General features: G+C 59.5%; 10 protein-coding genes. 8 read left to right on the top strand and 2 right to left on the bottom strand.

Annotated features, from left to right (window positions below; genetic code table 11):
* Positions 1-1,893, bottom strand: a complete 1,893-nt coding sequence (locus tag AC2W7K_RS05780; protein ID WP_486005854.1) for a glycosyltransferase family protein — start codon at positions 1,891-1,893, stop codon at positions 1-3.
* Between the two features lie 230 nt (positions 1,894-2,123).
* Here AC2W7K_RS05780 and AC2W7K_RS05775 point away from each other — a divergent pair, with 230 nt between their 5' ends.
* The gene (locus AC2W7K_RS05775; RefSeq protein WP_486005853.1) at positions 2,124-3,290 is read left to right on the top strand and encodes a nucleotide sugar dehydrogenase; all 1,167 of its coding nucleotides are present in this window, start codon (positions 2,124-2,126) and stop codon (positions 3,288-3,290) included.
* Between the two features lie 195 nt (positions 3,291-3,485).
* The gene (locus AC2W7K_RS05770; protein ID WP_486005852.1) at positions 3,486-4,781 is read left to right on the top strand and encodes a hypothetical protein; all 1,296 of its coding nucleotides are present in this window, start codon (positions 3,486-3,488) and stop codon (positions 4,779-4,781) included.
* Here the strand turns inward: AC2W7K_RS05770 and AC2W7K_RS05765 are convergent.
* A complete protein-coding gene (locus tag AC2W7K_RS05765) occupies positions 4,701-6,569 on the bottom strand; it encodes a DUF6270 domain-containing protein (protein ID WP_486005851.1) in 1,869 nt (622 codons plus the stop codon). The genes AC2W7K_RS05770 and AC2W7K_RS05765 overlap by 81 nt on opposite strands.
* Before the next feature lie 235 nt (positions 6,570-6,804).
* On the opposite strand from AC2W7K_RS05765, the gene AC2W7K_RS05760 reads away from it, so the two are divergent.
* From AC2W7K_RS05760 to AC2W7K_RS05735, 6 genes are all read left to right on the top strand, one after another.
* Complete coding sequence (locus tag AC2W7K_RS05760) at positions 6,805-9,111, top strand: hypothetical protein (RefSeq protein WP_486005850.1); 2,307 nt, start codon at positions 6,805-6,807, stop codon at positions 9,109-9,111.
* 100 nt (positions 9,112-9,211) lie between these two features.
* A complete protein-coding gene (locus AC2W7K_RS05755; protein ID WP_486005849.1) occupies positions 9,212-9,547 on the top strand; it encodes a hypothetical protein in 336 nt (111 codons plus the stop codon).
* A 7-nt stretch (positions 9,548-9,554) separates the two neighbouring features.
* The gene (locus AC2W7K_RS05750) at positions 9,555-10,046 is read left to right on the top strand and encodes a hypothetical protein (protein ID WP_486005848.1); all 492 of its coding nucleotides are present in this window, start codon (positions 9,555-9,557) and stop codon (positions 10,044-10,046) included.
* Positions 10,047-10,081: 35 nt separating this feature from the next.
* Positions 10,082-11,488: a class I SAM-dependent methyltransferase gene (locus AC2W7K_RS05745; RefSeq protein WP_486005847.1), complete on the top strand. Its 1,407-nt coding sequence runs from the start codon at positions 10,082-10,084 to the stop codon at positions 11,486-11,488.
* Complete coding sequence (locus AC2W7K_RS05740; RefSeq protein ID WP_486005846.1) at positions 11,485-15,087, top strand: glycosyltransferase family 2 protein; 3,603 nt, start codon at positions 11,485-11,487, stop codon at positions 15,085-15,087. The genes AC2W7K_RS05745 and AC2W7K_RS05740 overlap by 4 nt, the downstream gene beginning before the upstream one ends.
* The gene (locus AC2W7K_RS05735) at positions 15,084-16,136 is read left to right on the top strand and encodes a hypothetical protein (protein ID WP_486005845.1); all 1,053 of its coding nucleotides are present in this window, start codon (positions 15,084-15,086) and stop codon (positions 16,134-16,136) included. The genes AC2W7K_RS05740 and AC2W7K_RS05735 overlap by 4 nt, the downstream gene beginning before the upstream one ends.
* Positions 16,137-16,218: the final 82 nt, after the last annotated feature.

Genomic DNA, 16,218 nt, shown 5'->3' with positions numbered 1-16,218 from the left:
TTAGAAAAAGTAGTGGTGAGCTGCGAATCCGAATGAATGCACGTCGCCGTTGGCGAGGAGCTGATCGTCATCGACGGTCCAAGTGTGGCGATGGTCGCCTCGCACCTGGACGAAGTTGAACCGATCGGCTGAATAGATTCGAGCGCCGTTCGCAACGAGTCGCTGCTGTATTTCAGTGTCCTCCCCGTTTGTCCTCTTGGCGAACGGGTGAGAGAGGAAGAGATCGCGGCGGGCGACAATCGTCGGCCCCATGACGAGATCGGTAAAACGGTGCTCGCGTTCGGGAAATCGGCAGATGACGATGTTGCGACTGCGCAGGTGTAGATAGTGCGCTTGCTTGCCGATGAGATCCGCGCCGGAATATCGCAGTGCCGCGAGTTGGTCGCCGAGGTAGTGATCGCCGTAGAGGTCGTCGTCGTCCATCTTGGCGATAATGTCCCCTGACGCGATGGCGATGCCTCGATTGAGACATACTCCCAAAGGCTGATCTGCGGCGACGGAGACCACCTCGAAGTGTGCGATACCAGCGTCGGCGGCGCGAGCCCGGAGATCGGCCGGCACCGCGAATCCGTGCGCGACGATCACCAGTTCGCGATTGGCATACTGCTGGTTCGCGTGCGTGCGAATGACCTCGTCGAGAAGGTGCGGGCGATTGGTCGACACTACAGCTGACACCGCAGCATCGAGTGTGACGTGATGCTTGATCCCCACTGATTCCATCACCGTCTGGGCACGATGGGTATAGGTGTGCTCCCGCCAGATTCGGCGCTGTGCCTTGTGCACCGTTCGGTCCCTTAGTTCCTTGCTTCGAACAAATGCGCGGAGGATATTGCGGGCATCCTCCTGGGTCTCAGGCTGAGGAAGTTCGTCGTCGGGAAAAAAGGCGCGAGTAGCGGCGCTCGGAGTGGTTACTACCGGGGTCCCAGCCGCTGTAATCTCGAAGATCCTTCTCGCGCACATACTCGGGGAGTCGATGACGGAATTCACATTGAGAAACACTTTGTAGTATTTGTAGGCGGTGAGCAGATTCCGATAGGGAAGCGAGCCGATGACGTGGTCCCCGAGTTCGTCCGGGAATTGATAGCGATCGTCGTCGCCGAGGAAGCGCGAGAAGATTTCCAAGCCGTATTCCATCCGGGGCGACACCTCGGCGGCCGCGGTGAGGAGGAGGTCCATCTGCTCTCGGCGCTCTGGGTACTTGTGCGCGAAGTACATGCCAGCAAAGGCAATGTCGCGAGCGGCCTGGTTCCGACTGGGGCGTGCAGGAGAGTGAATGGCCGGTTGGGCGGCGAACGGAAGGAAAGCGACTCGGTCATGCCCTAGCTCCTCGCGATAGAGGGGTACTAACCGCACGTCACTGGTGAAGACGACGTCGACGAGCTTGGCCAGGGGGAGGAAGTCCGTGAAGTGCGGAGGATCTTCCTTGTTCCAGAAAACCGTCGGGATTCCGCGGCGGCGGCATTCGGCGAGCAGTTCGACGACGTCGGGTTTAAGTCCGGACTCTCCCGTGAGCTGATACTTCCAGTCGCCTGAGTTTCCGTTCCACGCCGATTCCAAAAATATGAAATCGATCGAATCGAGTTGCAACGCCCACGAATCCCTCGAAAGCGGAACGATGTTCCATTCATAACCGAAACTTTCCATCGAGAACTCGTCGAGGATGACTCCAGCTGTGATATCGGGAAAGACGACGGGTCTGTTATCGGCTTCGAGCGGTGGGAAGAGCTTTGAGAGGTCGGTGCCGCTGAGATTCGCCGAGGCTATCGTCGTCGGTACGTCGCCGACGCCCTGTCGGATGCGCTGCCGAGTGCGCCACGCTCTCAGTTGATCGAGTCCACCAGTTCGCAGGTGCCACATCGCGGTTCGCAGTTCGCGGATGCGGGGCGCGGGCAAACGGAGTCCTCTCGATGCTGTTCACTGGAGCTGCACTTCGGGTCGCCGACTTCGCGTCCGAGGGCTTCAGTGCTGACTGCCTCCATCATACAGGGGAGCTGCGTGATTGCCTGAGTCCGGAGGGTCTCGCAGGTGCACTGCCTAGCTGGCGTTAGGATCGATTTCTGAAGAGATCGTTTTTCACTGATTGATCGCCACTTGCGTCTGCCCTCCCATCGTCAGGACTACATATGAAGATCACCGTCGTCGGCACCGGCTACGTCGGTCTGTCCAATGCCATCCTCCTCGCTCAGCACAACGATGTCGTTGCAGTCGACATCGACGAGAGCAAAGTGGCGGCCATCAACGCGCGCCGTTCACCGATCGAGGACACCGATATCGAGGAGTTCCTAACGAATCGCTCCCTGCGCCTGACTGCCTCGACCGATCTGTCAGCGTCTGTGGCAGGAGTCGACTACATCATCATTGCGACACCGACGGACTACGACGCTGAGACCGGCAAGTTCGACACTTCCTCCGTCGAATCGGTGATCCGGACCGTCCGAGCCGAGGCCCCGGAGTCGGTGATCGTCGTCAAATCGACCGTCCCGGTCGGGTTCACGCGAGCGGCTCAAGCCGAGTTTCGCACGGACCTGATCATCTTCTCGCCGGAGTTCCTCAGAGAAGGTCGTGCGCTCTACGACAATCTCCATCCGTCGCGGATCATCGTCGGCGACACGACGGCCGTCGGCGAGAAGTTCGCTGGACTGCTCGTCGAGGGGGCGATCGACGATGAGCCGCCGCTCCTCCTCACCGATGCGACGGAGGCCGAGGCAATCAAGCTCTTCGCCAACACCTATCTCGCTCTTCGAGTTGCCTATTTCAACGAGCTCGACACCTATGCAGTGACCCATGGGCTGAACTCGCGGCAGATTATCGAGGGCGTCAGCCTCGATGGACGGATCGGCGGACACTACAATAATCCGTCGTTCGGCTATGGCGGCTATTGCCTGCCCAAGGACACCAAGCAACTGCTGGCGAACTACGCCGACGTTCCGCAGAACGTCATCGCGGCTGTCGTGCAGGCGAACAGCACCCGCAAGGACTTCATTGCCGAAGACATTCTCCGACGAAATCCGACGACCGTGGGCGTCTATCGGCTGACGATGAAATCTGGGTCGGACAACTTCCGGTCGTCTTCAGTGCAAGGGGTGATGAAGCGCATTAAGGCGAAGGGTATCGAGGTGATCGTTCACGAACCCAATCTCGTTGAGGAATCTTTCTTCCATTCGGAAGTCGTCAATGACTTCACCGAATTCGAACGTCGATCTGATGTCATCGTCTCCAATCGAATCACCGAGGAGTTGCGGCCAGTGGTCGAGAAAGTTTACACGCGAGACATCTTCAATCGCGACTGAATCCGCACGAATACTGTTGGAGCTATCCGACTCGATTAGTATCACATCCGCTGTTAACGCGATACCATTGCGTATGTGAACGACGACGCTGTTCTTCTCTATCCTCGAGGGTTCCTACTGGGAGAGCCTTCCATCTCGCCTCCATCTGGGTACGTACCCGGACCCCTTCTTGAAGGTCTCTGGCTCCACCCGACGGTGGAATATGACGAGAGCGAGTCGAACGGCCGCTTCGTAATCGTCGTCGGCAGCTGCGCGACGACAATGCCGAATGACCAGGCCCAGAATGCCCCGTCGCGTCTTCTGCTCACGGCATTGCTTCTCGGCGACGAGCAGTTCTTCAGTGCGCTTAGTGAGCTCACCGGTAGATTCGCGGTGATATACGGGTCTGCCAGTGCTCCACATGTTGTGTCCGATGCCACCGGAATGCGAGCGGTCTTCTACGCGGAGACCGGACTTCCGGTCGCTTCTCACGCTCATCTCGTCGATGTCACGTCCGGAGGCTCCGGCACTCGTGAACATCGAGTTTTCGCATTTGGGCACCCGGGCAATCGCACTCCGTATCCGACGACCAAGCTCCTCACTCCGAATACGAGCCTGGATGTCAGAACGGGTCAGGTGCACAGGTTCTGGCCGACATCACCAATTCCGGTTCGCCAGTTCGACGAGGTGGCCCGACAGGCCATTGAGCAGGCGCTGGCGGGACTCTCGGCGCTAGCAAGGAATCGGCCAGTGAGAGTGGCTCTGACGGCGGGATTGGACTCTCGTCTGATGGTGGCGCTGGCTCGATATGCAGATATCGACTTTGAAACGTATACCTACGATCACACTCGTGTAGGAATTGATCGCGCTGTCGCGCAGGAAGTATCCAAGATGATCGGGGTCCGCCATTCCGTGATCCCGTCGGCTCGGCCCAACCGAGAACTCTCCAGACTGCTTGCGACGGCAAACTATCAGCCGCACCACGTCAGTGTCGTCTCCGGTCTGATGGAGTACTTCCCAGATGAGAGCTCACTGGCAGTAACTGGCAACCTGCTCGAGATCGGCCGTCGATTCTTCGCCCCGATGGTCAGAGCGGGAGTCGTCGAACCGCGCACACCGGAGACGCTGGCTGACCTGCATCGTCTGAAAATGCGGTGGAAGGTTCGGCAGACGATCTCTGAGCAGGGCGAAGCCAAGTGGATGTCGGCCGCGACTGAGGACTTTGCCGAGTTCGCAGAGGACACCGACTTCTTTTCAGCCGCAGAACTGGTCGACCCCTTTGATCTGTTCTATTGGGAGCATCGGATGGGAGCCTGGCACGGGCCAGTGATGAATGAGCGGGACTTCTACGCCGAGGCGTGCATTCCGCTCAATGTCCGCTCGATCTTCGAGGCGATGCTCGGCGTTGAACCGGATCGGCGCGAGGACGGTTCAGTCTTCGTCAGAATGGTCGAGCTCCTTTTTCCAGAGCTCCTCAACATCCCCGTCAATCCCAGTCGTTGGCCCGTCTAAATTACTGTCCTCCAACAAATCGGTCCTGGGTGCCGCTTGCAGTTCGATCTGTTGTTCGTTGACGGGGCCAACCTTTGAGCTTTTCACACCAGACTCCGCTGCCTCAACGATCGCTGCGGAGAGCTGGGCACCTGCGTCTTCCGCGATCTGCCGTAGTAGACGGCCCCCTATATCGACAGGGATCCACGTGGCGTCTGGTATGCGGCGCTTCGCTTCGACGACCGCGTCCTGCCAGGCTGCGATTCCGTCTGCGGACGGTCGTGGGATGTCTAGCCATTCCCAATCTGCGTCATCGAGCTGGGTTGCATCGATGTCGAGAACTACGATTCGGATCTTTGCATCTCGGGCCGCAGCGGCCAGTCGGTCCAAACGGCTCTGCCACAGAATCGAATGCCGCTCGGATCCGAATTCGTGGACGATGAGCGAGCTTCCATCTACTCGACGGAGTGCGCCGTGGTTTGTAACGATGAAACCGTTTCCGGCATTTACCGTACCTCGCACTTCTTCGAGGAGATCGAGGACAAGTACCTCGATAGTCGGATCTTCCCGCATTGCAGAGCTTGCCGACGCGCGACGATCCCGTAGCAGCAGCTGGCGCTGTTCGCCGCTCTTCGCTCCCACGAGATCCAACGCAGTCTTGGGCACGGGATTGCTGCGCACGCTGAATGCGGTGATGATACTCTGCCCGCGGACGCTGCGTGTCACGAGGATCGGATAGTGGGATGCCGCGCTCCCTGTAGCTTCGAGACCGAATCTACTTCCCCATTGGAGCACTCGGGGCGAGGCAGTCGGAGAACCCTGCAGCGGTGCGTTGAGTTCGAAGCCGACCGGGGATCGGTGGGGCTCGCGACTCTTGCGGAGTAGATCATGGGATGCGGTTTCCAGATCTGCGAAGATCTGCGGCACATCTCGGGACACGTCGAGCAGCTGTGCGAGGAAGTGCTTCATCGAGGCCTTCGGTGGACGGGAATGTCCCGGTTCCCACAGCGACTGGTGCAGATAGAGGTTCGGGCTGAGCAGGCCATACATTGTGTCGCGTCGCCGGACTTCGAGTGCAGCTTCCGGGTACTTCTCAGCCAGGAGGTATGCGAGATGCTGGTGCACGTGACGGTCGTCTCCCTCTTGAAGATAGACGACTGGAGCGTCGGACCAAGTACGGCCGGTGAGTGTAGTGAGGTCGACAGTGATCCCTGGAGTACTCGCGGCGCCAGCAACGAGGTCATCGGTGCCGAACGCGAGCTGCGCGTACCGGCGCACCGGGGCCGGTTGGTACCGAGTGATCGCCGTCTGCGGATTCCACACGAACCCCACTGCCCCTGGAATGCCGGAGACATGGCGAAGAACAGCGTAACCGCCGGCGGAGCCGCCCCAAAGGACGGTCCGAGGCGCGCGGGCCACTTCGGCGAGATGACCGAGAGCGGTGCGAATCGTCGGTGCGGCGGCGAAGCCCTTGTACCCTTCAAACCATGCAAGACCGATCTCAGTGCTCAGGCTGAGCGTAGGATCGTGCACGAGGACGTAGGAAGTCTCGAACGACTGAGATGTCGGCAAGGCGCCGAATATGGGATTTGTATCCTTGCGGGGAATCCCTTGCGCACCATAGAAATGCACGGTCATCGGCGAGCCCTGATCGATGTGGATATAGAGATCCAGGGTCAACGGATCGCCTAAGGAGGTCATCAACTTGATGCGGTGCACTCCGCTGGAGAAGGCATCCGCGGCAAGGAATTCTTCCAAGCCCTGCCATTCGACACCGGTGCCCCAACGAGGCACGTCGACTGTTCGCATTGAGGGACAGTTCCGATCTGTTGAGGAGCGGGATTGGCCCCATTTTAGCCACATTGTCGGACCTTCTGGCGCGGTTGTCGGATTCTGCCTCGAGTTCGCGCATGTTGGGGTAGGACGGTCTTGAAGCAACCGATGTGCATAGAATGAGTTGTCTGCGACTCCCGTGGGAGTCTGCTGGAAACCCTTTCAGCGCGTTTTCCATCGTGAAGTCCGTCCTTGCCATGAAACGAGAGTGATGACCCGAAACTACGTAGACGTCGTGGCCGTGACCGACGCCCGACTCGTGGGTGGCGGCAATAAGTCCCTGGCGCAGGAGATCATCGCGCACTCAGCTGCCGGCTACTCGACCGGACTGCTCTCGTTGTCCGGCCCGGCGCGCGGAGGCGCTCGTCCATTGGACGAGAGCATCGTGTCGCTCCTCGACGACGGTCGCCTAACTCTCCTCCGACCGGATGAGCCTGTCGAAGCAGGCCTCGTGATCGCGCGGGGTCCGTCGATGTTCGGAGTAGAGCAGGCCTTCCGGCCGAAGATCCGCGCGGAGAAGTGGCTGCTTGTGGCGAATGCGTTCAACACCGATTCGGCAGTGTCGTCCCTGCTCTATGATCCGCACGAAGTTGCTTCTCAAGCAGAATCCCTTTTCGGGCATCAGTGGTCGTGGGTTCCGCTCTCTCCTATCGTGCGCAAGAACATGCTCGCCGCACATCCCAAGCTCGACCTGTCGCCGCTGACGTGGTCGAACATCATCAATCTTGACGACTGGCGGGTCGAGCGTCCTGATCAGCTCAGTCGGCCGATCCGGATCGGTCGGCACTCGCGCGACGCTCCGGGCAAGTGGCCTATAAGCAAACGGGATATCTACGACGCCTATCCGGCGACGCGTGAATTCGATGTCTCGATCATGGGTGGTGCGCGCTCTCCGAAGGCTATTCTTGGCCGGGTGCCAAAAAGCTGGAGTGTATTCAAGTTCGGAGCGCTCTCGCCGCTCGAGTTCCTCCGCAATGTGGACATTTATCCGTACTTCCATCACCCGAGGATGCACGAAGCGTTCGGCCGCGCAGTGCTCGAAGCGATCGCGACGGGAGCGATAGCTGTTCTGCCCGAGTACTTCGAGTCGATCTTTTCGGATGCTGCGATCTACAGTGCACCTTCAGGAGTGCGGGAGATTGCCCGACGCCTGGCCGACGATCCGGAGTACCTCGCAGAGCGGCGTGAGACCGCGCATGAAGTCCTCGACCAGCGATTCAGCTTCAAATCGCATGTGGAGCGGCTCCGGGATCTCATCGGTCCGCCGCGAAGATCGACGGTCGCGCAAGGCGCACCGAAGCCTCGCGTTCGCCCGCTCGCCGCAGGAAAGCCACGTGTGCTCTTCTATACCGACAACGGGCATGGACTCGGCCATGTGACCCGCCTCATGGCATACGCGAAGAGGCTCAGCAAAAAGGTGCAACCCTACTTCCTCACGATGTCCGAGGCCTATCATCTTGTGCATGAGCAGGGGTTCCCGGTCGAGTACTTCCCGTCGGCGAAGAAAATGAAGTTCGCAGCCAAGCAGAAGCCGATCTGGGAACGCATCCTCGATCTCAGACTACGGCTGATGCTCGACCGAGTGAAACCGGCCGTCCTTGTTGTCGACCACGTGAACCCGCCGGAAGTGATCCGCTCGATCCGCAAAGATTATCCTGATGTCACGTTCATTTGGTCTCGGCGCGGATTGTGGCGTCAGCAGAGGAAGCCGGCAGGGCTCCGAATGGCAGACGCCTTCGATTACGTGCTCGAGCCCATGGACCTCGCTGCAGCCGTCGACATGGGATTCACTCCGCGCTTGTCCGAAGGCACGCTCTACGTCCCCCCGATCACTCTGGTCCAGCGCGACGAGCTCCTTTCGCACGAGGACGCGCGAAAAGAGCTCGGAATTCCTGCGGAAGGCACGGCGATTCTGCTCAATCTATCCGCCGATACAACAGAGCAACTTGTTGCGCTGATCAGCCACATCCAGTCGCTGTTGCGGGAGCAGGCGGCGGCTGATGAGCAGCTGACTATCTTCGCTCCTCGGCACGCTCTTCACGCCGACGCTCTCGAAGGAGTCGGTGACGTCGTGATGAAGCCGAAGTACCCGATCGCGAAATATGCGAATGCCTTCGATGCCGCGATCTCGACTGCTGGCTACAACTCCTACCACGAACTGGTCCATCTCGGCGTTCCGTCGGTCTTCGTCGCGCGTGCGACGGAGACTCTCGATGACCAGAATCGACGAGCAGGATTCGCTCCGGTCGCCGGATTTGGCGCGAGCGCGTCGACTATCGACGGGATCGAGTTCGACCGCGCGCTGGCGACGATCATGGACCCGAGGACTCGCGCAAGAATGAGGGCTGCCGCGCTGGAAGCTTTTCCTGAGAACGGTGCCAACACAGCAGCCCGCATCATCGAAGGATTGGCGTTCGGCGAGGTGCCCGCCACCGCCGTAGACGAGTGGGCAGATACGACAGACGGAGACACCGCGCCGAGCGAGGTATCGTTAACTGACGAGTCGGCCGTCGTCTGAAGACAGGAACCCGGTGAACTCTATGCCCACTACTAGAGCAGACAGCGCGACCGAAGCTTTGGAAATGATGCCGTCAGGCATTTATCTTCCTCCGAATGCTGTGAAGACATCCCTGCGCATTGCCGTCGATGCTACAGCGCACACTGACCAGGACATTCCTGACCTCGTGGACCGTTTTTCCGCGGTCCAGCTGAGGTTCCCTTTCATCAAACCCGTCTTCCTCGTCTCCGCACTCGATCCCGCGGAGCTCACTCGAGCGGGATACATTTACGAGACCGTGATACCCGAAGCCGCATGGGACAAACTCGATGCTCCGGCCACGTACAAGGAATACCAGGAGCGGCGGTTCCACGAGATGATCGTGGTCTACCAAGCCCAGAAGATGGTGACCGTCGAGCCGGGAGAGGATCTCCCGCGATGGATCTACGAGAGATAGGGAATTCGTGAAGAACTTTCGTTTCGTCATCGTGGCGGCCGGAGCCGCCACCGTCATCCTTACGGTGGTTCTCGGACTCCTCGTCGGGGCAGTCTGGGCGGTGATCGCAGCCGCAAGCGGAATCATCGTCGTTGTTTCGGCGATCGGTTACGTACAGATGAAGACGCTGCAGACAGTGACCCAGAGGTTGGCAGGCATCCAGAAGCAGAACGAACGCCTGACGAATACTCTGCAATCCGTTCATACGATTGTGAGCAAGTACCCCGCGGGAGGTAGCATCAAGCTTCCCAGAGAGGTGTTGCGCGCGTTCGAGGATCTCACGCTCGCCTCACGGTCGCTCACGGTGCCCCAAGTACATTTCGATCAGCTCCTGAGAACGATTTCTGCCAATACCGTGCGCACTGAGGCCGCCCTCAGCGACGTCGTCGCCGATGTGCGCGAGATCGTCGAGCGCGAACGGAACGTCGATGTCGAACTGACGGAGACTGGCCACCGATGAGTCTGCGCAGAGGAACTCCAGCTGTCCTGGCCGCCATGGCCGCTCTCGTCATTGCCGTCGTCATCGGAGTAAGCGGGGGCGCCTGGCAACTCATGGTCGCAGCACTGTGCTTGGCCGTCATTCTCGCGACGTGGGGCTTGCTCGAAAAGGCGCGCAGTGCTTCGAAGGCGATCAGGGAGATTCGCACTGAACTTCGGCACATTCGCGACGACAGTCGACAGGCGGTGTTGCTCTCCAATGAGCAGATGTCTGCGTCGAACCGCGATGGGGACTACATTGCCGACCTTCGGGGTGAGCTGTCTGATCTCCGTTCGAACCTCATCGATTCCCATCGCGCCGTTGCCGAGGACCTGCGGACGGCAGTCATCGAACAGCAGAGCCAGCTCGCGGACCTCGTCGCCTCACAAACGCAGCTGGCGGTCGATTTCGGCCGCCATCTGCGCCTGAGTGTCGACTCTGAGGACGAGCGGACAATCGCTCGACGAGAGCTGGTTGATCGCCTCGGCGTCGTCGCCGACAAGGTGGACGAAGCCCACTGGCTGGTTGCCAAAACCAAGCAACAGCTCAATCGGAGTGTGCGCCGGCACGGTGAGACCTACGGTCTGCTGGAGCTGCTCGAGGGCAAACTGACTGCGCGGATCGACTATTTCACCGATGAAGCCCACAGAGAGCTCAGGCGCAACCGGAGCGAGATCTCCGCTCTCTCACGCCGGCTGTCTGAGCTCAGCCCAGCGCAGAGCCCGTCGCCCCAGCCGAACGCCGCTGCAAACGGTGAGTTCGACATATCCGGCTACCTCTATTACCTGAGCTATCAGGTACCACGGGAGATCGAAGCACTCGAACAACTCAACCGACTTTACCGGCCGGGCGGCCACATGCCTCTACTCGGTGGGTGGGCGCTCACTCCCACCGGAACTCTCGATATCATCGATGTTATCTCTCGTGATCGCCCACAGGCTGTGGTCGAATGTGGCAGTGGGACGTCGACGCTTTGGCTGTCGATGGCAGCCCGCGAAAACGGCGTCGGTCACGTCTACGCACTCGAACACGATCCGACTTTCGCGGAACAGACTAGAACAACGCTCAATCACCTGGGCCTTCGCGAGTTCGCGACGGTCATTGACGCCCCGATCATCGGCCATGAGACGAATTCCGGTCAGTTCGACTGGTACGAACTCGAAGGACTTGGGGACGTGCCATCCATCGACCTTCTCGTCATCGATGGTCCGCCGCAGGCTCTCGGTGATTTGCGCGGAGGGGCGCTTCCCCTTCTCAGCGCACGGTTCGCCTCATCGGTGCACGTCTTCGCCGACGATGTGAACCGTCCCTTCGAACGTGAAATGATCGAAGCCTGGCTTGAGGAGTATCCAGAGCTGAGCGTTGAATTGTCGTCGACACCAGTCCAGGCGCATCTCCTGTGGTCCGCACTGGAGAGCCGATGAGCGTCGGCCAACGCCGAGCTTTCAGACGCATTGCCTCGTCGCTGGGCGGGTTGAGCCAATCGCAACGGGAAGCTGCGCTGCTCATTCAGCGGTCACCCGGAGGGCCGGACATCCTCGCCGTTCTTATCGACGAAAATCTTGATGCCGAAGAGATTGGGCGCATCGCGCGGGAAGTGCTTCGGGGCGTGGGTGCGGCAACGAAGACGTTCGCATCGTTCGACACAACTTTGCTCCAGAGTCTTGGTCGGGTTCTCCTCCTCAACGGCACGGTCGAAGCATTCGACCGTGGTCTGGAAATCCTTCGCGCACTTGCTGAAGTCAGGGGACTGCAGAGTATGTCTCCGAAATATCGACGACTCGCGGTAGAAGCATCGATCGCGAAACGAGAATTTGGCTTGGCGTCAGACTACATCGACGAATCCGGTTCGGACGGACAACAGCTGCTTCTTTACAGACTGGGACTGCACAACCCCTTCATTCCGGAGAATCCTCAAGCCCTTCCCGTGCCAGAGTGGTTGAAGCTTTTCAATTCGTTCTTCAGCCCATCTGGAGATCTTGCACCGATAGAACTGGCTGCGGATCTGGGGCCAACGCCATTCGATCAGCTGTGGTCGAGCGCGAACGAGAGGCGAAGCGGGCCGATGGTCACCGTAGTTATGTCTGCTTTTCGGCGAGATGCGACGATCTTCGGAGCTGTCCACTCGATTCTCAACCAGACGTGGGAATCACTCGAACTGCTCATCATCGACGACGATTCGGGTCCAGAATACGAGGCTCTCTACGACGCGCTGGCAGTCTTGGACCCGAGGATCCGGATCGTCCGGCAGAGGGTGAATGGGGGAACATATCTCATTCGGAACAGGGCGATCAATCTTGCTCGTGGAGAGTTCATCACCTTCCAGGACAGCGACGACTGGTCGCATCCCGAGCGGATCGAACGCCAGATCGTCCCTCTGCTCTCAGATGAGTCTCTCGTCGCGACACAATCATCGTGCTATCGAACCGACGATTTCCTGGACCCTGTTCAAGTCGGCCACAAAAACCCGTTGCGTCGCAACGAGTCATCCCTCTTGTTCCGATTGACCGCGGTCCGCAGGGTCGGATACTTCCATTTCACGAGGAAGGGCGGCGATACGGAGTTCCGGCGGCGATTGGAAGCGGCTTACGGTCGACCCACAATGTTGGTGGGACCCGAGCCGTTGGCACTTGTGCGTTTGACAGCCGAATCGTTGAGCCGGAACGAGTTCTCTCCAGGTTTTCGGATCCCCGGGCGCTTGATCTACAGTCAGGGCTACGCGCTGGTTCATACGAGAGCGAAAGAAGACGATTCTTTCTATCTTCCATCTCATGAATATCGCGAACCTTACCTACCCGAGAACTTCCGCCCGCGCCGAGAGGATTTCGGACGACGCGTGATTGATGCCGTCGTCGTTGCTGACCTGCGGGCGTGCGCCGCGTTCGAAGAGTGGATAGTCTCGACGGTTTCAGCCCTTGACTCAGCGAACCTCAAAGTGGGACTGGCTCACTGCGTTGGCCTGCGTTTGGTCGGGTTGTCGTTCGACCGCATCTCTCCCGAGGTCTCTGCGCTCTTCGTCGATGGTCAGGCAGAACCGGTTCTTTTCAGCGAGCATCGCCGCGTCCGAGTTGTGCTCGTCTCAGATCCGGCACTGCTTGAGCAGGTGCCGTGGGGTGCCGAGCGATGGACGGTAGATGAGGTCCTCGTGCGGCGACCGGTGCGCGACAGGGATGGCGAGCTGTTCGACGAGACGACTGTCGCGCACATCTGTCGAACACTGTTCGGAACCGGACCCACATGGATAGACGACGATCTTGAGGCAACCGGTGCGGTCCTGAGTGCGCTGCAGGCGCGCGCGACCGATGATTCTCGTGTGCCAGCTCGCTCGGCCGATTCACGTGAGCACTACACATCGCGAACCTTGAGAACAGGACTTGCTGCGACTGATCGCCCTCAGCATTGGTGGTTCCATCTCTCGGTCGATGTTCAGGGAACACGGTCTCCCTCCATCGACGCGATCTCCTCGTCGAGCGGGCTTCCGATCACGGCCGCTGCCGCCGAGGACGGCCGTTGGTGTGCCGTGCTCGGATGGCCAGCCGTCGACGTCGTCAGCCCGGAGCTCGATGACGGTCTTGCCTCGGCCCTGCTGTCTTCGTGGCTGCGCAGCGAATCGGAGTTCAACGACACATATGCATCCATCGGCGGCGATTGCGTTGTCCTCCGCGTCGACTGTGAGGACGCTGCCGTAAGATCGACCTGCCGATCGATCTCGGCATTCTTCGATGACGAGACACTGGTCATCCAAACCGTCGCCACTCATGCGGGCCTGCACTCTCTCCATGGCAACCGTGACGAGCTGGTGCTACCCTTCGGCTGTTCGGCTCATCTCGACCCAATCGATGCAGCCGTTCGCTTCGATGGTCCGGAGCTCGACGAATTGCAACAGATCATCATCGGCGAAGCCGTCGGCGCGCCCGGTCTGATCGCCGAACTCGCTCTCGATGACGATGTCGACTCGGCCATGTGGGTCGGATTGCTCCGAGACGTTCTCGGCACTATCCGAATCACGGTGCGGCATCCCGGAAGTAGGATCGCTCGCTTCCTCGCCGACCATTACATCAGTGCCGACGTCGATTCAGACGCGAGGGCCGCGCTCTCCCCGTTGAGCGAAGCAGTCAGGGCAGAAAACGGCCTCGAGCCGACTGGGGCATTCATTGCTGCAAACCCCTTGGGGACCTCAGTAAGAGCGAGGGTCCTTGCACGCCGAACTATGGCGGAAATGACGGTCGAGGAGATCCTCGACGCCCTGTGGCCAGGACTGTCCGCGGTCCCTCAGCCAAGTGACGGGCGGTCTGGGCCGAATTCGGATTCGCTTCCACTGGAGGTCCGACGATGGCTGAAGCCCGTCTGGTTGACCGATGACGTCCAGGATGCGCGCTACGTCGATCGACTTGCGCTCCGTCGGAAGAGGGTGAATCGCCTCGGCATCGCGCCGGACCTCTCTCTCCAGGAACGCTTTCCTCTCAGCGGCGCGTTCATACGCGGTAAGAACGAGCGCTTGGTCGTGACACTTGCCTCGCATCGAGCCGATCGTGAAGACGGCTTCCCCGAACCGGCCACAATGAGCAGCGTGTTTCCCGACCATCACCTGTGCCTTGTGGACACAACGTTCGCGAACGGTGAAGGGCTCGAATTCGGGTGGTTCTTCGGCAGTCCGGGGGACAACATCGCCCGGCGGTGGTCGGCAGTGGTGCGACAGCTCCGGAGAAAGCTCGAATGCACCGAGATTGTCGTAAGAGGATCGCATCGAGCCGCGCTCCCGGCAGTGCTCGTTGCCTCCTATCTTCCGGGGTCGACAGCCGAGGTCGATGGCCTCGAAGCCGTTGCGGGTGAGGCCGATCCGAATGCGATGGCGCGACTCACCGAACTTGTCGGTTCAGATATCGAACTGACTCGCGCGTTCGCAGACAGGCTGGTCTTTGTCGACATCGTCGACGCAGCAGGCACAATGATGGGCAGTACGGACAATGGGACGCTCTTGAAGGTCAACAGGCAGGAATCGAAAGAGAGTGGGCGACCTTGAGCGAGGCTGACGGCAGAATTGACGAGATCGCTGAGCTGAATGAACGAGTGGAGAAGCTGGAAAAGAGTGCCTGGCGGACGAACAAAGAACTTACGGAGTTGCGAGAAACGTTCGCGGTGTTAAAAGAACGAGCTGGGATTACCGGCGATGTCAGGCCGCCATTGGTTTTCAAAGATTCGAAAGGGCAGGTTGTTCCTGAGAGAGAGCTTCCCGGTCCGACGGAAATCGAATCGCTCGAACTGGAGAGACTCGGTTCGGGGCGCCCAATAATCCTCACGTTCCCAGAGAGGCGACGCTTGAAGCTCAGGGCTTTCGTCGAAGCCAAAGTTGCCGAGCCTCTCTACATCTCACTCCACGGCGCCATGCAGGTCGGTGAACAGTCTCCGAGATTCGAGCGAGTTCGTTCGTTGCGAAACGAGGGCCTCTCGTTCTGTGCCATCGCTGATCCCACAATCGACCTTGCAGACGAACTGAATTTGGGCTGGTATGTCGGACATAATTCCTTCGATCTACGGCCAAGCATTCAGCAGTTCATCGACGAACTCATTGCAGTACTGTCCCCTTCTCAGGTCATCTTCGTCGGTGGCTCCGGCGGCGGGTTTGCCGCAATGCAGCTTTCCGCTCTGATTCCGGGAAGTCTGGCGTTCGTCACTGATCCTCAAGTCATCATTCCGAAATACTATGCAGGTCATGTCGCTCGCCTTCTGCGTCATGCGTTTGACGATTTCACTGTCGACGCAGCAATGGGAGAGTTCGGCGAGCGACTGTCCGTGGTAGAAGCTTATCGGGTCCAGCGGCCCGATAACTTCCTCTACTATTGCCAGCACCGGGGCGACGAGTTTCATGCGGAGAACCATCTTGAACCCCTCAGGGTGCTGCTGGGGGCACCGGCCGAAGGCGGCGAATCCGATGATGGACGAATGATGCTGCGGTGGTTCGAGGGCGGATCGCATGGACCCTTACGGGGACCGAGGGAGTTCGAGTCAGAGCTAGCCACAGCTACAGCATGGCATGCTCAGGCCCTGCGAGCCGACGGAGCGGTACACTGACTCGAACCCGCCGCAGGTCTATGCTGTGATTTCGAGTTATCCCCAGCCTGCATGTTGGAACAAACATGAGAATGATGCCGAG

This window comes from Brevibacterium sp. LAARM2_SD2 (assembly GCF_057364785.1).
This window is presented reverse-complemented; position numbering and strand designations above follow the sequence as displayed.